15 protein-coding genes are annotated in these 16,611 nt (G+C 73.4%); 4 read left to right on the top strand and 11 right to left on the bottom strand.

The features are described 5' to 3' along the window. Nucleotides 1-64: 64 nt before the first annotated feature. Genes ACI78V_RS09780 through iolC form a run of 8 tightly spaced genes read right to left on the bottom strand, consistent with a single transcriptional unit; the run spans nt 65 to nt 9,356 of the window. Nucleotides 65-1,558, bottom strand: a complete 1,494-nt coding sequence (locus ACI78V_RS09780; RefSeq protein WP_456850703.1) for a CoA-acylating methylmalonate-semialdehyde dehydrogenase — start codon at nt 1,556-1,558, stop codon at nt 65-67. 29 nt (nt 1,559-1,587) lie between these two features. After that, nucleotides 1,588-2,463, bottom strand: a complete 876-nt coding sequence (locus tag ACI78V_RS09775; protein ID WP_456850702.1) for a sugar phosphate isomerase/epimerase family protein — start codon at nt 2,461-2,463, stop codon at nt 1,588-1,590. Then, a complete protein-coding gene (locus ACI78V_RS09770) occupies nt 2,460-3,542 on the bottom strand; it encodes a Gfo/Idh/MocA family protein (protein WP_456850701.1) in 1,083 nt (360 codons plus the stop codon). The genes ACI78V_RS09775 and ACI78V_RS09770 overlap by 4 nt, the downstream gene beginning before the upstream one ends. After that, nucleotides 3,539-4,519 carry a sugar phosphate isomerase/epimerase family protein gene (locus ACI78V_RS09765; RefSeq protein ID WP_456850699.1) on the bottom strand — a complete coding sequence of 327 codons (981 nt, stop codon included), beginning with the start codon at nt 4,517-4,519 and terminating at the stop codon, nt 3,539-3,541. Before ACI78V_RS09765 ends, ACI78V_RS09770 begins: the two co-directional genes overlap by 4 nt. Before the next feature lie 24 nt (nt 4,520-4,543). Beyond that, complete coding sequence (gene iolD, locus ACI78V_RS09760) at nt 4,544-6,493, bottom strand: 3D-(3,5/4)-trihydroxycyclohexane-1,2-dione acylhydrolase (decyclizing) (protein WP_456850697.1); 1,950 nt, start codon at nt 6,491-6,493, stop codon at nt 4,544-4,546. Beyond that, nucleotides 6,490-7,434 (bottom strand): 5-deoxy-glucuronate isomerase, encoded by a 945-nt coding sequence (gene iolB / locus ACI78V_RS09755; RefSeq protein ID WP_456850696.1) that lies wholly within the window; start codon nt 7,432-7,434, stop codon nt 6,490-6,492. The genes iolD and iolB overlap by 4 nt, the downstream gene beginning before the upstream one ends. A 19-nt stretch (nt 7,435-7,453) precedes the next feature. Further along, complete coding sequence (locus ACI78V_RS09750) at nt 7,454-8,377, bottom strand: class I fructose-bisphosphate aldolase (RefSeq protein WP_456850694.1); 924 nt, start codon at nt 8,375-8,377, stop codon at nt 7,454-7,456. Beyond that, nucleotides 8,370-9,356 carry a 5-dehydro-2-deoxygluconokinase gene (gene iolC, locus ACI78V_RS09745; RefSeq protein ID WP_456850692.1) on the bottom strand — a complete coding sequence of 329 codons (987 nt, stop codon included), beginning with the start codon at nt 9,354-9,356 and terminating at the stop codon, nt 8,370-8,372. Before iolC ends, ACI78V_RS09750 begins: the two co-directional genes overlap by 8 nt. Before the next feature lie 217 nt (nt 9,357-9,573). On the opposite strand from iolC, the gene ACI78V_RS09740 reads away from it, so the two are divergent. Both ACI78V_RS09740 and ACI78V_RS09735 read left to right on the top strand, forming a co-directional pair. Continuing rightward, a complete protein-coding gene (locus ACI78V_RS09740; protein ID WP_456850691.1) occupies nt 9,574-10,311 on the top strand; it encodes a GntR family transcriptional regulator in 738 nt (245 codons plus the stop codon). A gap of 201 nt (nt 10,312-10,512) precedes the next feature. Continuing rightward, nucleotides 10,513-10,905 carry a tautomerase family protein gene (locus ACI78V_RS09735; protein ID WP_456850689.1) on the top strand — a complete coding sequence of 131 codons (393 nt, stop codon included), beginning with the start codon at nt 10,513-10,515 and terminating at the stop codon, nt 10,903-10,905. 102 nt (nt 10,906-11,007) lie between these two features. On the opposite strand, the gene ACI78V_RS09730 is transcribed toward ACI78V_RS09735, so the two are convergent. Beyond that, entirely contained in the window at nt 11,008-12,246 is a 1,239-nt protein-coding gene (locus ACI78V_RS09730) for an FUSC family protein (protein WP_456850688.1), read from the bottom strand. A gap of 333 nt (nt 12,247-12,579) precedes the next feature. Between ACI78V_RS09730 and ACI78V_RS09725 the strand changes: the two genes are divergently transcribed. Then, nucleotides 12,580-14,034: a sugar porter family MFS transporter gene (locus tag ACI78V_RS09725; RefSeq protein WP_456850687.1), complete on the top strand. Its 1,455-nt coding sequence runs from the start codon at nt 12,580-12,582 to the stop codon at nt 14,032-14,034. A gap of 64 nt (nt 14,035-14,098) precedes the next feature. On the opposite strand, the gene ACI78V_RS09720 is transcribed toward ACI78V_RS09725, so the two are convergent. Then, nucleotides 14,099-14,530 carry a hypothetical protein gene (locus ACI78V_RS09720; RefSeq protein WP_456850685.1) on the bottom strand — a complete coding sequence of 144 codons (432 nt, stop codon included), beginning with the start codon at nt 14,528-14,530 and terminating at the stop codon, nt 14,099-14,101. A 203-nt stretch (nt 14,531-14,733) separates the two neighbouring features. Between ACI78V_RS09720 and ACI78V_RS09715 the strand changes: the two genes are divergently transcribed. Next, on the top strand, nt 14,734-15,582 hold the full coding sequence (locus ACI78V_RS09715; protein WP_456850684.1) for an oxidoreductase: 849 nt from the start codon (nt 14,734-14,736) through the stop codon (nt 15,580-15,582). A gap of 132 nt (nt 15,583-15,714) precedes the next feature. Here the strand turns inward: ACI78V_RS09715 and ACI78V_RS09710 are convergent, their stop codons facing one another. Beyond that, the gene (locus ACI78V_RS09710; protein WP_456850683.1) at nt 15,715-16,596 is read right to left on the bottom strand and encodes a helix-turn-helix transcriptional regulator; all 882 of its coding nucleotides are present in this window, start codon (nt 16,594-16,596) and stop codon (nt 15,715-15,717) included. Nucleotides 16,597-16,611 lie beyond the last annotated feature (15 nt).

Here is a 16,611-nt window from a genome sequence, read left to right as displayed (position 1 = left end):
GTGGGCTCTGACCGGCGCCGGCGGAGACGTGTCTCGCCGGCGCCGGCCGGTCCGGGGGCCTTCGTCAGGCGTTCTGCGGGAACCCGAGGTTGAGACCGCCGTGGCTCGGGTCCAGCCAGCGGGAGGTGACGACCTTGCCCCGGGTGAAGAAGTGCACGCCCTCGGCGCCGTGGGCGTGGGAGTCGCCGAACAGGCTGTTCTTCCACCCGCCGAAGGAGTAGTACGCCATCGGCACCGGGATGGGCACGTTGATGCCGATCATCCCGACCTCCACCTCGTGCTGGAAGCGCCGGGCGGCGCCGCCGTCGTTGGTGAAGATCGCCGTCCCGTTGCCGTACTCGTTGCGGTTGATCAGCTCGACGGCGTGCTCGTAGGTGTCCACCCGGAGCACCGAGAGGACGGGGCCGAAGATCTCGTCGGTGTAGACGCTCATGTGCGGCTCGACGTGGTCGACCAGCGTCGGGCCGAGCCAGAAGCCGTCCTCGCCGCCGTCCGGCTGCACCTGGCGGCCGTCCACGACGACCTTCGCGCCCTCCTGCTCCCCGGCCTCCACGTAGGACTCCACGCGGTCGCGGTGCCGCTTGCTGATCAGCGGTCCCATGTCACAGCCCTTGCGGCCGTCGCCGGTGCGCAGGGTCCTCGTGCGCTCGGCGATGCGGGCCACGAGCTCGTCGCCGACCCCGCCCACGGCGAGCACCGCGCTGATGGCCATGCACCGCTCACCGGCGGACCCGAAGCCGGAGTTCACCGCCTGGTCGGCGGCGAGGTCCAGGTCGGCGTCGGGCAGCACCACCATGTGGTTCTTGGCGCCGCCGAGCGCCTGCACGCGCTTGCCGTGCCGGGTACCGGTCTCGTAGACGTAGCGGGCGATGGCGGTGGACCCCACGAAGGACACGGCCTTCACGTCGGGGTGCTCGAGCAGCCGGTCGACGGCCACCTTGTCGCCCTGGGCGACGTTGAAGACGCCGTCGGGCAGGCCGGCCTCCTTCCACAGCTCGGCCATCCAGATCGCTGCGGAGGGGTCCTGCTCGCTGGGCTTGAGGACGACGGTGTTGCCGGTGGCGATGGCGATGGGGAAGAACCACATCGGGACCATCGCCGGGAAGTTGAACGGGCTGATCACGGCGACCGGCCCGAGCGGCTGACGGATCGAGAACACGTCGACGTTGGTCGAGGCGTTCTCGGTGAACCCGCCGCGGACCAGGGAGGGCACGCCACAGGCGTACTCGACGACCTCCTGGCCGCGGGAGATCTCACCGAGGGCGTCGTCGAGGACCTTGCCGTGCTCGGCGGTGATGATCGCGGCCAGTTCGGGCTTGCGGGCGTTGAGCAGCTCGCGGAAGCGGAACAGCACCGCGGTGCGCCGGGCCAGCGAGGTGTCCCGCCAGCCGGGGAAGGCGGCCGTCGCCGCGGCGACGGCCGCGTCGACCTCGTCGGTGGACGCGAGCGCGACCTCGCCGACGACCTCGCCGGTCGCGGAGTCGGTCACCTCGCCGGTGCGGCCGCTGGTGCCCTCGCGGCGGGCGCCGTCGATCCAGTGGGGGATGTGCTGGGCCATGGTGCTGCCTCTCGGGAGTGCGGGACGGGTCAGGGGGTCGTGCCGTCGGGGAAGTGCTTGGTGACCAGTTCGCGGATGGCGGCGAGCATCCGGGTGCCGGACTCACGGGCCTGCTCGTCCCAGCCGAAGACACAGGTGGTCAGGACGCCGTCGAAGCCGATCCCGGCCAGGGCGGCGAAGGCCTCGTCGAAGTCGACGTCCCCCCGACCGATCTCCATGTGCTGGTGGACGCGGACGGGGTTGCCGGGCGGGTTGGTGATGTACCGCAGCCCGTCGGAGGCGGTGTGGTCCATCGAGTCGGCGACGTGGACGTGGGTAAGCAGGTCGCCGGCGTGCGCGATGATGCCCGGCGCGTCGTCGCCCTGGTGAAACGTGTGCGGCAGGCAGTAGAGGAAGGACACGCAGGGGCTGTCGATGCCGCGCACCATGTCGATCGCGGGGTGACCGAGCTCGATGAAGTCGTCCGGGTGCGGCTCGAGGGCGAGCCTGATCCCCTCCCGCTCGAAGACGGGCAGCAGCTCCTCCATCGACCGCCAGAACATCGCCTCGGCGAGTTCGGGTGCCTCGGGTCGGCCGTTGAACTCGCTGTTCATCGTGTCCACGCCCAGTTCGGCGCAGATCTCGATGGCCCGCTTCCAGTACCGGACGGCGGCCTGCCGCTCGGCCTCACCGGGGCCGGACCAGCGCATCACCGGCAGCAGCGAGGTGATCCCGACGCCGGCGTCGGACAGCCGGTCCTTGAACGCCCGCACGGTGGCGGTGTCCACCCGGGGGTGCTTGAAGAAGGGGATGAAGTCCTCGCGGGGCGAGAGCTCGATCCACTCGTAACCCATGCCGGCCACCACGTCGGGCAGGTCCAGCAGCGGCGTGGACCGCAGCATCTGCGGGTCCAGGGCGATCCTCATGACCGGGTGTCCTCCCGTGACTCGAGCCGCACCTCGGTGCGGCGTCCGGTGCGCAGCGCCTCCACGCCGGCGGCGCACACCGCCTGGGCGGCGTAGCCGTCCCAGGCGCCGGGACCGTCGACGGTGCCGCGGCGGGCGGCGTCCACCCAGCGCTGGAACTCCAGGTCGTAGGCCAGGCCGAAGCGTTCGCGGAAGCCCGGGGTGACCGCGGTGCTGCGGACAGCCCCGCCCGGACCGGCGGACTGCCGGACCAGACCCTGCCCCAGGCCGATCATCGCGCTGCCGTCCTCGCCGACGACCTCGGTGCGGACCTCGTAGGCCAGGCCGGTGCTCACGAAGCACTCGACGTCGACCATCCGGCCGCCGGTCGTCTCGAGGAGCACCAGCAGGGGGTCGGACAACCCCTCGACGGCGTGCCGCGTCGAGCGTGGCCGCAGGACGGTGACCGCGGCGATCTCCTCGTCGAGGAGGAAGCGGGCGACGTCGACCTCGTGCACCACGGAGTCCTGGACGACCGACGCGCTGGTGACGGCCGGGGGGACGGCGGGGTTGCGGTGGGCGCAGTGCACCAGCAGCGGCTCCCCGATGGCGCCGGAGGCGATCAGCTCCCGCAACTGGGCGTACTCGGGGTCGAAGCGGCGCATGAACCCGACCTGCACCAGCCGCCGTCCGGTGCGGGCGGCGTACGCGTCCTCGGCCCGGACGACGGCCAGTGAGCTGGCGGCCTCCATGGTCAGCGGCTTCTCGCACAGCACCGGGATCCCACGCTCGATGCAGGCGAGCACCTGCTCCTCGTGGAAGCGGCCGGGGCTGGCGACGACGACCGCGTCGACCTCGGGGTCGGCGATGGCGGCCAGCGGGTCGTGGACCACGCGGCAACCGGGGACCCCGGCGGCGACCTGGTCGGCCCGGTCGGTGGCCGCGTCGCTGACCACGGCCACGCGGGCGCCGGAGACGCGGCGGTGCAGCCGGGCGACGTGGTCGGCTCCCATGAGCCCGACGCCGAGGACGGCGACGCGCAGGTCCGCGGTGAGCGGTCCGGCTGCCGCGACACCGGGCACGACGGCGGTGGCGGTCATGCGCGCTCCTCGGCGGTGGCGCGGGGACGGCCGATCTCCATCGAGCGCAGCCCGCAGGAACCGATGAGCCGGTGGGTGCGCTGCGCGATCGGGAGCGGCACGTCGGGCGGGCAGGGGTAGAGGTCGTGCTCGACGATGGCGAAGACGTCGAGCCCGAGCCGCTCGACCTCCTCCAGCAGCGGCGGCAGGTCCGGCACACCGTTGGGCGGCTCGGTCATGGCGCCGAGCTGGACCGCCTGGGGGAAGGGGATGTCCTCGGCGTGCACCCGCTCGATCACGGCCGGGTCGACCTGCTTGAGGTGCAGGTAGCCGATCCGCTCGGGGAAGCGGCGGATCAGGTCGAGGTTGTCGCCGCCGTAGTAGCTGACGTGGCCGGTGTCCAGGCACAGGGGGACGTACCGCGGGTCGGTCTCGGCGAGGAAGCGCTGGATGTCCCGCTGGTGCCCGACGTGGCTGTCGGCGTGCGGGTGGAAGGCGATGTCCAGGCCGTATTCCTCCTGCACCGCCCGGCCGAGCCGGTCCATGCCGGCGGCCAGGCGCTGCCAGGCCTCGCCGGTGAGCTCGCGCGGCTCGATGGCCGCGCCGGTCTTGTGGTCACGCCAGACGTCGGGGATGACCACCACGTGGGTGCCCCCCATCGCGCGGGTGAGCGTCGCGACGTCGCCGACCTGGTGCCACACGTCGTCCCAGGAGTCGGGGCGGTGCAGGTGCTCGAACACCGTGCCGGCCGAGACGCGCAGACCGCGGGCGGCGAGCTCGTCGCCCAGCCTCGCCGGGTCGGTGGGCAGGTAGCCGTAGGGGCCCAGCTCGATCCAGTCGTAGCCGGCGGCGCTGACCTCGTCGAGGAAGCGCTGCCAGGGGACCTGCTGGGGGTCGTCGGGGAACCAGACGCCCCACGAGTCGGGCGCCGACCCCACCCGGATCCGGGCGCGGCCCGTCGTCTGCGGGGCCGGGGCCGCGGAGTGCTGCGCGGTCATGTCATCTCTCCTCGGGTGGGCTGCTCAGGAGTGCGCGGGACCGCGCTCGGACGGCGTCAGGTAGGGGTGCTGGCGCGTTTTCCACTGCTCGTAGACGGCGCGGGCCCGCTGGGTGGACTCGAGGGTGGAGACCTCGCTGACCGGCACGTCCCACCACGACTCGCTGGAGGGGGCGTCGACCAGCGGGTCGGTCTCGACGTGGACGACGGTGGCGCGCTCACTCGACTTGGCCTTGCGCAGCGCGGCCTCGAGGCTGGGCCCGTCCTGGGCGGTGAGGACGTCGACGCCGAGGCTGGCGGCGTTGGCGGCGAGGTCCACCGGGAGGACGCCGCCCTCGAGCCGGCCGTTCGCCGACCGGGAGCGGTAGCGCGTGCCGAAGCGCTGGGAGCCCAGCTGCTCCGACAGCGCACCGATCGAGGCGAAGCCGTGGTTCTGCACCAGGACGACGACCAGCTTGACGCCCTCCTGCACGGCGGTGACCAGCTCGGTGGCCATCATGAGGTAGGAGCCGTCGCCGACCATGACGAACACGTCGCGGTCGGGGTCGGCCATGGCCACGCCCAGGCCCCCGGCGACCTCGTAGCCCATGCACGAGTAGCCGTACTCGACGTGGTAGCCCTTGCGGTCGCGGACCCGCCACATCTTGTGCAGGTCACCGGGCATCGACCCGGCGGCGCAGACGACGACGTCGCGCGGGCCCGACACCTCGTTGACCAGTCCGATGACCTCGTTCTGGGTGAGCCGGCCGCCGTCGCCGGCACTCGGCGTCGCCGGGTGGTAGGCGGCCTCGACGGTGCGCTCCCACTCCGCGGCCAGCTCGGCGGTGCGGGCGCGGTACCGGTCGTCGACCGCCCAGCCGGCCAGTGCGCCGGTGAGCGCGGTGAGGGTCTCGCGGGCGTCGGCCTGCACGGACACACCGGCGTGCTTGACGGCGTCCAGCGAGGCGACGTTGACGTTGACGAAGCGCACGTCCGGGTCGCTGAAGGCGGTCCGCGACGCGGTGGTGAAGTCCTGGTAGCGGGTGCCGATGCCGATGACGACGTCGGCGTCGCGGGCCAGGGCGTTGGCCGCGGTGGTCCCGGTGGAGCCGATGGCGCCCACCGACCGGGGGTGGTCGAAGGGCAGTGCGCCCTTGCCGGCCTGGGTCTGCCCGACCGGGATGCCGGTGGCGGTGGCGAACGCGTCGAGGGCGTCGGTGGCGTGGGAGTAGATGACGCCTCCACCGGCGACGACGAGCGGCCGGCGGGCCGAGCGGATGACCTCGACGGCGCGGGCCAGCGCGGCCGCCTCGGGCAGCGGCCGGCCCACGTGCCAGGTGCGCTCGGCGAACAGCTCCACCGGCCAGTCGAAGGCCTCGGCCTGCACGTCCTGCGGGAAGCACAGGGTGACCGCGCCGGTCTCGGCCGGGTCGGTGAGCACCCGCATGGCCGCCAGCAGGGCGCTGGGCAGCTGCTCCGGCCGCCAGATGCGGTCGAAGTACCGCGACACCGGGCGGAACGCGTCGTTGACGGTGACGTCACCGGACGCGGGCAGCTCCAGCTCCTGCAGCAGTGACCCGGCGGAGCGGGTGGCGAAGGTGTCGGCCGGCAGCAGCAGCACGGGGAGCCGGTTGATCGTGGCCAGCGCGGCGCCGGTGACCATGTTGGTCGCACCGGGACCCACGCTGGTGGAGACGGCCCAGGTCTGCAGCCGGTCCCTCGCCCGGGCGTAGGCCACGGCGGTGTGCACCATGGCCTGCTCGTTGCGGCCCAGCACGTAGGGCAGGGCGCCGGGCTGGTCGATCTCGGCCTGCAGCAGGGCCTGGCCGAGGCCGGCCACGTTGCCGTGGCCGAAGATGCCGAAGCAACCGGCGAACAACCGCTGGCGCACTCCGTCACGCTCGGTGTGCTGCTGGGCGAGGAAGCGGACGACGGCCTGGGAGACGGTCAGCCGGACCGTCTCGGTCCGGGCCGGGGGGTGGGACGGCGCGCTCATGGTCGGGTCGCTCCGTTCTGGTCGGGGCGGGTGGAGGCGGGTGCGGCTGCGCGGTCGGTGGGGTGCAGGGGCAGCCGCGGGTCGACGTCCTGGTCGGTCCAGGCGTCGCGGACCCAGGTGTGGGCCGGGTCGTCGACGATGCGCCAGGCCCGCTCGGGGCCGGGGCCGGCCATGACGTTGAGGTAGTAGAGGTCGTGGCCGGGCGCGGCGATCGACGGCCCGTGCCACCCGTGGGGCACCAGGACGACGTCGCGGTCCCGCACCTCGGCGAGCACGTCGATCGGCCGCTCGGGCGTCCCGTAGACCCGGTGGTAGGCCAGGCCTGGCTGGCCCTGCGGGCCGGGGGCGACCTCGAAGTAGTAGATCTCCTCGAGCTCGCTCTCCACGTCGGAGGTCTCGTCGTGCTTGTGCGGCGGATAGCTCGACCAGTTGCCACCCGGGGTGATCACCTCGCAGGCGATGATCGAGTCGGCCTCGAACACGTCGGCGGTGGCGAAGTTGTTGACCTGCCGGCTGCAGGAGCCGGCCCCGCGCAGCTCCACCGGCACGCCCGACGCCGGCCCGTGGCGCAGCGGCAGCGTGCGGCGGGCACGCGCTGCGCAGAGGGCGAACCGGCCGCCGCCCTCACTGGAGAGCTCGGCGGTGGCGCGGCGGGGGAGGTAGGCGAAGTCGGTGGGACCGGCGAACACGTCCGTGCGGCCCGCGAGGGTCAGCCTCCGGCCGTCGCAGGAGACGTCGAGGCCGCCGGAGAGCGGGACGACGACGACCTCGTCCTCGCCGGTGTGCAGCGTGTGCCTGCCACCGGCGGTCAGGTGCAGGACGCGCAGGCCGGAGTGGCTCCAGCCGGCCGACTCGGGGGTGACCTCGAGGGCGTAGTCCTGGGTGGCCGCGCTCCCGGCGGGCAGGTGCAGGGTGCGGGTGTCACGGGCGGCGGTGGTCACGGGTGGTCTCCGGGCCGGCTCAGTGGACGAGGGACACCGCGGTGTCCACGGCGGCGGCGACGTCGTCGCCGGGCGGGTAGAGCAGCGTCCGGCCGACGACCAGGCCGCGCACCGACGGCAGGGCGAGGGCGTCGCGCCACTGCGCGAAGGTCTCCTCCGCGTGCCGCGACGGATCACCGCCGAGCAGGAGCGTGGGCAGCGTGGTCGCGTCCATGACGCGCGCCATCTGGTCGACCACCGGGAGCTTCAGCCAGGTGTAGGCCGAGGTCGCGCCGAGGCCCTGGGCGATGTGGACGCTCTTGATGACCGCGTCGGGCGACAGGTCGTTGACCACGCGGCCGTCCACCCGGCGGGACAGGAACGGCTCGAGCATGGCGATCACGCCGGCGCGGGCCAGGTCGGTCACCGCGCGGCCGGCCGACTCCATCGAGGCCACGGTCCCCGGGTCGTCGAGGTCGAAGCGGTTGAGCATCTTCGCGGCGTCGAAGCGGGCCTCGACCACGCCCCGTACGTCGTAGGCGGTCATCCGGTCGTCCAGCTCGAAGGCGGAGCCGGCCAGGCCGCCGCGGTTCATCGAGGCGACCACGACCTTGTCCTCCAGGGCGCCCAGCAGCAGGAGGTCCTCGGCGATGTCGGCGGTGGCCAGCAGGCCGTCCACGCCCGGCCGGGCCAGCGCGGTGCGCAGCCGGTCGAGCATGTCGGTACGGCTGCTCATCGCCGTCGGTCGGCCCTGCGCGGCCAGCGCGCCACGGGCGGGGTGGTCGGCGGCGACGAGCATGAGCCGGCCGTCCTCGGGGAGGAACGACGGGCGCCGCCGCCGGGTGGCCAGCGCGTGCGCGATCACCTCGGGGTGCCGGCTGCGCAGCTCGGTGACCTCGGCGTAGGAGGAACAGAGCGGCGCGCTCGTCCCGACGTCGGGCAGGTCGAGGGCGGTGTCAGACACGGGTGCTCTCCATGGGGCTGGCGGCGGGGGAGTGGGCGTGCGCCGCCACGTGGGCGGCGACCTCGTCGGCGGTCGGCATGGCGGTCGAGCACTCCAGCCGGGAGGCGACGATCGCCCCGGCCGCGTTGGCGTTGCGCAGCACCTGCTCCAACGGCAGGCCGGAGAGCAGGCCGTGCACGAGCGAGCCGCCGAAGGCGTCACCGGCGCCGAGCCCGTTGACCACCTGGACCGGTGTGGGGGGCACGACCACCCGCTCGCTGCGCGTCTTGCCGAGGACCCCGCGGGGCCCCTGCTTGACGACGGCCAGCTCGAGACCCGCGTCCAGCAGGGCGTCGGCGGCCCGGTCGGGATCGGTCTCCCCGGTGGCGACCTCACACTCCTCGCGGTTGCCGACGGCCACGGTGACGTGCGGCAACGCCGCTCGGACCCGAGCCGAGGCCTCCGCCGGCGAGGACCAGAACACCGGCCGGTAGTCGAGGTCGAGCACGGTGTGCCGCCGCCGTCCGCGGGCCTCCCAGGCGGCGTGGTGGGCCGAGCGGGAGGGCTCCTCGGACAGGCCCGTCACGGTGGCCCAGAACAGCCGGGCATCTCGGATGGCCTCCAGGTCGAGGTCGGCGGGGCGCACCTGGAGGTCCGGCGCGGTGGGCCGGCGGTAGAACCAGAGCGGGAAGTCGTCCGGGGGGAAGATCTCGCAGAAGGTCACCGGCGTCGGGTGGTCCGGGTCGACGACGACGTGGCCGTCGTCGACCCCCAGCTCGCGCAGCGCCCGGCGGACGAAGCGGCCGAAGGGGTCCTCGCCGACCCCCGTCACGAGGGCGGGGGTGTGGCCGAGGCGGGCCGCGGCGACGGCGACGTTGGCCGCGCTGCCGCCGAGGAACTTGCCGAAGGAGGTGACGTCCTCGAGCCCCACGCCGACCTGCAACGGGTAGATGTCCACGCCGCTGCGGCCCATGACCACCACGTCGGGTGCCTTCTGCACGGTGCGCTCCGTCCTCGTGCGTCGTCCTGCGGTGTCTGCAGACTGTGCGCCATGCCACACGACCGCGTCAAGACTTTGTCAGGACATAAAGACAGCAGTACATCCACACGTCCGGATGCCCCGACGTGGGGAGGCGGTGGCATGCCGCCGGGTGCGAGGATGCGGCCGGCGGTGCCGCCGGGCGCCGTCCTGCCGGGATCGGACGAGGGGGGACGAGGTGGCCGTCACGCCCGCCTTCGACATCGACCGCTCGAGCCCGACCCCGCTGTACTTCCAGCTGTCGCAGGCCATCGAGCGGGCCATCTCCGACGGCGCCCTGCCGGCCGGGTCCAAGCTCGAGAACGAGCTCCTCCTGGCACAGCACTACGGCCTGTCGCGACCGACGGTCCGCCGCGCGGTGCAGGAGCTCGTCGACAAGGGGCTGCTCGTCCGCAAGCGCGGCGTGGGGACCCAGGTCATCCAGCCCCACGTCCGGCGGTCGGTGGAGCTCACCAGTCTCTACGACGATCTGGCACGCGGCGGCGAGGCGCCGTCGACGGAGGTCCTCTCGCTCGAGCGGGTGCCCGCGCCCGCCGATGTCGCCACCGAGCTGGACGTCGCCACGGGCGAGGAGGTCGTCGTCCTCCGTCGTCTGCGCCGGAGCCGGGGTGAGCCCCTGGCGATCCTGACCAACTACCTGCCCGGGCGGTTCGAGCCGACGGCCGCCGAGCTCACCGACCGGGGTCTCTACCAGTACCTGCGCGGCCAGGGTGTCCATCTGCGGGTCGCCCACCAGCGGATCGGAGCGCGGCTGGCCCGGGCCGACGAGGCGCGGCTGCTCGGCGAACCCCCGCGTTCGGCGCTCCTGACGATGCAGCGCACGGCGTTCGACGACAAGGGCGCTCCCGTCGAGCACGGCCGTCACGTCTACCGCGCCTCCCGCTACGACTTCGAGACGACGCTCGTCGGCCGCTGACGCCACCGACCCGGCGCCGGCGGCGGGTCCGTACCGAGCGCCGGTGCGGCGCTGGCGACGACCGCCCGGCCGTCCGGTGGCGGCTCGGTGCTGCCGTGGCCGGCCTCGCAGGTCGGTCTTCACAAAGTCCTAATGTCCTGACATAGTCCTCGGCCATGTGTCCGGCGTCACGCCGACGCAACCGCGCCGAGGGAGGCTCCCGTGCCATTGGTCCGCATCGACCTCGTCGAGGGACGGCGCAGCACCGAGCAGCTGCGTCTGCTGGCCGACACGGTCCAGGAAATCCTGCTCGACGTCTTCGCCGCCCCGCCCGGGGACCGCTACCAGGTGATCACCGAGCACCGCCCCGGGCAGCTGATCTGCGAGGACACCGGGCTGGGCATCGAGCGCAGCGACGACCTGGTCGTGCTGCAGGTGTTCCAGCAGGGGCGCTCCGACGAGCAGAAGCGGGCCCTCTACGCGGGCCTGTGCCGGCGGCTCGGTGAGGCGACCGGGCTCGCCCCTGGCGACCTCGTCGTGTCCGTCGTCGGCAACACCCGGGCCGACTGGTCCTTCGGACTGGGCCGGGCCCAGTTCCTCGACGGCGACCTCTGACCCCGGATGCCTGTCCCGGACCGACCCCGTCCACCCGCGCCCCGGAAGGGAGCAGACGTGTCCGCACGAGAGACGGTCGTCGTCGACGGACCTCCCGCGACGTCAGGACGGACGGCGGCCCAGACGCAACCGCTCCGTCGCCCGCTGCGTGCCGCGGGTCCGGACGGGCGCGGTCGCGACGCCGTCCGCCGACCCGGGGCCGAGCTCGTCGAGCATGCGGTCGACGGTCGTGAGCAGCGCGGAGTTGAGCTCCCACAGCCCCGCCCGGCTGCGCGGGTCACCGATGAGCAGGTCCGCCACGAGTGCACGGCCGCTGGCCATGGCCGCGAGCGAGGCGGCCAGCCGGGCCTCCCCGGCGCGCCGGGCCTCCCCGGGCTCCGCCGTCAGCACCCGGCCGAACTCCCGGACGACGGTGCCCATGCGCTCCAGCAGGCTCGCCGTGGTGCGCCGGACGGTGTCGGCGTAGGCGGCGTCGTCCTGGACACCGGTGCGCTCCCGCGTGGCGTCGTCGATGGCGCGGAGCAGGGTCCGCAGCGACACCGACGTGTACTCGAGTGCGTCCAGCCCGGCGCGCACGCCGGTGGTCGCCCACGGGGACCGCAGGGCCCGCACGTTGAGCCGGCGGCTCTCCTCGGCATGGGCGAGGGCCCGGTCCAGCCGTGGGACGTGCCGGTTGAGACGCCGGGCGTCCTGCAGCCAGCGAGTGGTCTGTTCCGGGGTCACCGGGCCGGCGACCAGGACTCCGGCGGCCTCGTCGAGCAGGGCGGCGATCTCGTCGGCGAACCTCTCGACCGACCGGACCGCGTACCTGATCTGCACGGCCGGGGGGAACAGCACGTTGACGAGCATGCCGACGGCCGCGCCGATCAGCGTCTCGAGGACGCGGTCGCCACCGACGGACTCCGCGCCGGAGGCTCCCACCCCCAGCACCAGCATGGCGCTGATCGGCACCTCGACCAGGTGCGGCCCCAGCCGGAGGAGCTGACCGACGACGATCGCGGCCGCGACGAGCGCCGCCAGGCTCCACCAGGTGAGACCGACGACGGCGACGAACGACACCGCCAGGGCGACGCCGGCGACCACGCTCAGCACCCGCTGCACCCCGTTGACGAGCGTGCTGGTGAGCGTCGCCTGCACGACCAGCAGGGCGGTGAGCGCCGCGATCAGCGGCGGCGGCTCGTGCAGTCCGGCAGCCTGGGCGACGACGTAGGCGGCCACCGTGGCCCCGGTCATCCGCAGCGCGCGGAAGGCCGCGGACCGGCCGCGCCGGCGGACCAGATCGACGAAGCCGGCGGCGAGTCCACGGACGGACGCTCGCCCGCTCCGGCGCCAGGGAGCCACGCGGTCATCCTCCGCGACACCCCCGGGCCGCGACACCCGACTCGCCGCCGGGCGCCCGCCCGCTGCCGGACCTCGTCCGAGCCGCTCTCCGGGGCCGCACCGGTCGGCAGGCCGGTCGCCCGGGCTCAGGGCCCCTTCCGCCGGCGTGCCCCCTGCGGCCGCCCGCGCGGCAGGGACCCGGCTCCCGGGCCCAGCCGATCAGCCGACGCGTTCCCGCGGACCACCGGTCCGCTGGCCGGGGGTCCCCGTCCCGACGGGGCGCCGCGGTCGTCCTCCTGATCCCCCGACACCTGTACCCGGGGCCATGACGCCCTCCTCCTCGAAAGAGCGGCCATGTCGATCCACTCGTCCTCCGGGACGTCCAGCGCGGCGCAACGATCGCCCGCGCACAACCGCTTCCTGGTCAAGCTGACCGTGATCTCCACCCTCGGCGGTCTCCTGTTCGGCTACGACACCGGCGTCATCTCCGGTGCCCTGCTGTACATGAAGGACGACCTCGCCCTCACCACGGTCACCGAGGCCGTGGTCGTCAGTTCGCTGCTGTTCCCCGGCGCGGCGTTCGGCGCCCTCCTCGGCGGCAAGCTCGCCGACGCACTCGGCCGCAAGGGCAGCCTGCTGGTCTGCGCCGGCCTCTTCTTGTTCGGCGCCCTCATCTGCGCGATCGCGCCGAACGTGCCGGTCATGACCGCGGGGCGGATCCTCCTGGGCTTCGGCGTCGGGGCCGCCGCTGTGACGTGCCCCCTCTACCTCGCCGAGATGGCCCCCGCGGACCGGCGCGGGCGGATGGTCACCATCAACGAGTTGATGATCGTGACCGGGCAGTTCCTGGCGTTCGCGATGAACGCCCTCCTCGACGCGCTCATCAAGGACCCCCACGTCTGGCGGTGGATGCTCGGCGTCGCCACGGTCCCCGCCGTGGCCCTCTTCGTCGGCATGTTTTTCCTGCCGGACTCGCCACGCTGGTACGCCGTGCGCGGGCGGTTCGGCGAGACCCGGCGCGTCCTCGGCCTCAGCCGCGACCCGGCGGAGGCGGCCGAGGAGTACAACGTCATCGCCGAGCACGCCAAGCGCGACGTCAGTGAGGACAAGGGCGCGGCAGTGCGCGACCTGCGGGCCTACCCGTGGATGCGCCGGATCCTGTGGATCGGCTGCGGGCTCGCGGCGGCACAGCAGGCCACCGGCATCAACACGGTGAACTACTACGCACCCACCATCCTCAGGTCGACCGGGCTGGGCGCCAGCGCGTCGCTGGTCCTGACCATCACGGTCGGCGTCGTGGCGATCATCGGCACGGTCTTCGGCATCTGGCTGATCGGGCGGGTCAACCGCCGGCCGCTCCTGCTCACCGGCTTCACCGGGGTCGCGGGCGGGCACGCGGTGCTGGCCCTGTCGTTCCTGCTGCCGGAGTCGGGTTTCCGCAGCTACCTGATCCTCGCCGCGATGCTCTTCGTCGTCTTCTTCGTGCAGACGTTCATCGGCACGCTGGTGTGGTTGCTGCTGTCGGAGATCTTCCCGATGACGATCCGCGGGTTCGCGATGGGCATCGCCGTCTTCGTGCTGTGGACGGTCAACGCGGCGATCTCCTTCGCGTTCCCGCCCCTGGTGAAGGCCCTGGGCGCCACTCCGACCTTCGGGCTCTTCGCCCTGGTCAACATCGGGTCGCTGATGTTCATCATGAAGTTCGCGCCGGAGACCCGGGGGCGCTCGCTCGAGGAGCTCGAGGACGACTTCCGGACCCACTCCCCGGCCGAGGTCCGCGAGGCCCCGGTCGGCGTCCACGGCGGCTGACCGGTCCACCACCGGCGGTGCCCGCCACCCCTCCACCGGGGTGGCGGGCACCGCCGTGTCCGGATCAGAACAGCCGCGGGAGCGGGCGGACGACCAGCCGCTCCTCGACCGTACGGCCATCGAGGACCAGGCGCGCCCGCCAGACGCCGGATGTCCGCAGCGGGGTGATCGGGTCACCCTGGGCCAGGCGACGGAATGTGTCCCGGGCCTCCTCGGGCGTTGCGTAGGCCTCCCATCGCGGGATCCGCTGCAGCGGCCCCAGTGCCTCGATGCGGTGCGGCGCTCGGACGTCGTCCGGTGGCGGACCGTCCGCCTCCGGGACGACGGCGGACAGCCGCGGCCGTCCGAGCACGTACTTGCCGTTGCCGCGGACGCCGAGCCAGTCGTAGTTGCCCGTGGCCAGCTTCGCCCACAGCGTCTCGGGCTTCCTGCACTGCTCGAGCACGGGGTACAGCTGCTGGCCCAGGGCAACCTGGGCGTGCGAGCGGTCATGCATCTCGCCGATGCTATGGCCTGGGCGGCGCTCGGCTCCGACTGCGGTGGGACGCCTCCCTGGTGCCTCCAGCGCCTTCCGGGCACCGTCACGCTCCCTGACCACCCCACCTGGTGCTGTCGGCACCCCTGGACCACCATGCTGACCACCGTGGAGATGTCCGCCCGGCCGATCCGGCAGGCATGACCGGCATGGGAGGAAGCGGTATGGGGGGAGACGCCGAGGTGCGTACCTGGTTCATCACCGGCTGCTCGACCGGACTCGGCCGGGCCTTCGCCGAGACGGCCCTGGAGCGCGGCCACAACGTCGTCGTGACGGCCCGGGACGTCGCGGCGGTCCAGGACCTGGCCGACGCCCACCCGGAGACCGCGCTGGCCCTCACGCTCGACGTGACGAGTGACGAGCAGGTCACCGCGGCCGTGGCCGCGGCCGAGGCCCGCTTCGGCGGCATCGACGTCCTGGTGAACAACGCCGGGTACGGCTATCGAGCGGCCGTCGAGGAGGGTGAGGACGGTCCGGTCAGGCAGCTGTTCGACACGCACGTCTTCGGGACCGTGCGCACCGTCAAGGCCGTCCTGCCCGGTATGCGCAGCCGCCGCTCCGGCACGATCGTGAACCTCTCGTCGATCGGCGCGCGGATCTGCCCCGAGGGGTCGGGCTACTACTCGGCGGTCAAGGCGGCGATCGAGGCGCTGACGCTGTCGCTGCGCAAGGAGGTCGCCCCCCTCGGCATCACCGCCATGACCGTCGAGCCCGGTGGCTTCCGCACCGACTTCGCCGGCCGGTCGCTCACCCAGGCGGAGACGCCGATCGCCGACTACGCCGACACCGCCGGCAGGCGCCGCAAGGACCACGACACCGGCCACGGCAGGCAACCGGGTGACCCGGCCCGGGCGGCGGCAGCACTCGTCGACGTCGTGGACTCGGGCAAGGCGCCCTACCTGCTGGTGCTCGGCAACGACGCCTCCGACGCGATCCGCGCCGCGCTGGACTCCCTGCGGGACGACCTGGACGCGTGGGAGGAGGTCGGCCGCAGCACCGACTTCACCGAGTGACGCCGGTCGCCTCTCGCGGGGTCCCCTCGGCCGGGTCGACGTCCGACCCTGCGGGGCCTCCGCGGTTCCGGTCGGGGCGGCGCGGGTCAGGTCAGCGCAGGGGTCCGCACGCCGGCGTCTGCGACGCCACGCTCACGGCGCACCCGTCACGGGGACCGTCGCGTCGGCGTTGGTCGCCGCCCAGCTGGCCAGCAGCTTGAGGGCGTCCTCGGACGGTGACCCGGGTTCGGCGGTGTAGATGGTCAGGCGGAGGTCCGAGCGGTCCTCGGTGGGCAGGGCGAGGGTGCAGTAGCCGAGGTCGAGGGTGCCGACCACGGGGTGGTGGAACTGCTTGGCGCCGTCGTGGTGGATGCGGACGTCGTGGGCGGCCCAGCGGGTCCGGAACTCCTCGCTGACCGTGGACAGCTCCCCGACCAGCTCGCGCAGGTCCTTGTCGTGGGGGTCGCGGCCGGCCTCGGTGCGCAGCAGCGCGACGGTGATGTTGGCCGCGCTCTCCCAGTCGGAGTAGTAGTCGCACGCCCGCGGGTCGAGGAACTGGAAGCGCGCGAAGTTCGCCGGCCGCCGAGGGTCCTCGAACAGCGGTGAGTGCAGCGCCCACCCCAGGGTGTTGGTCGCGAGGATGTCCAGGCGGCCGTTGGCGACGAACGCGGCGGACCCGGTCATCGAGTCCAGCATCCACTGCACGCGCGGCTGGATCCGCGCCCTGCCGCGTCGCTGGACCGCGCGGGCCGGCCTGGCGGCGCGGGCCAGGTTGAACAGGTGGAGCCGCTCGGCCTCGTCCAGCAGGAGCGCCCGCGCGACGGCCTCCAGGACCTCCTCGGAGACGCCGGCGATGTGCCCCTTCTCCAGCCGCTCGTACCAGCCGGTGCTCACCCCGGCCAGGACGGCGACCTCCTCGCGGCGCAGCCCGGGGACCCGCCGCCGGCCACCCCCGGGGAGCAGCCCGGCCTGCTCGGGGGTGATCCGGGCGCGCCGGCTGGCGAGGAAGTCGCGGATGTCGGAGCGGTTGTCCACGCGGTCGACGCTACG

It is taken from the genome of Geodermatophilus sp. SYSU D00742, assembly GCF_054049935.1.
This window is presented reverse-complemented; position numbering and strand designations above follow the sequence as displayed.

Excerpts from the sequence above, each read along its gene's own strand:
- ACI78V_RS09780 (WP_456850703.1), bottom strand. The coding sequence starts at position 1,558 with ATGGCCCAGCACATCCCCCACTGGATCGACGGCGCCCGCCGCGAGGGC.
- ACI78V_RS09775 (WP_456850702.1), bottom strand. The coding sequence starts at position 2,463 with ATGAGGATCGCCCTGGACCCGCAGATGCTGCGGTCCACGCCGCTGCTG.
- ACI78V_RS09770 (WP_456850701.1), bottom strand. The coding sequence starts at position 3,542 with ATGACCGCCACCGCCGTCGTGCCCGGTGTCGCGGCAGCCGGACCGCTC.
- ACI78V_RS09765 (WP_456850699.1), bottom strand. The coding sequence starts at position 4,519 with ATGACCGCGCAGCACTCCGCGGCCCCGGCCCCGCAGACGACGGGCCGC.
- iolD (WP_456850697.1), bottom strand. The coding sequence starts at position 6,493 with ATGAGCGCGCCGTCCCACCCCCCGGCCCGGACCGAGACGGTCCGGCTG.
- ACI78V_RS09725 (WP_456850687.1), top strand. The coding sequence starts at position 12,580 with ATGTCGATCCACTCGTCCTCCGGGACGTCCAGCGCGGCGCAACGATCG.
- ACI78V_RS09720 (WP_456850685.1), bottom strand. The coding sequence starts at position 14,530 with ATGCATGACCGCTCGCACGCCCAGGTTGCCCTGGGCCAGCAGCTGTAC.
- ACI78V_RS09715 (WP_456850684.1), top strand. The coding sequence starts at position 14,734 with ATGGGGGGAGACGCCGAGGTGCGTACCTGGTTCATCACCGGCTGCTCG.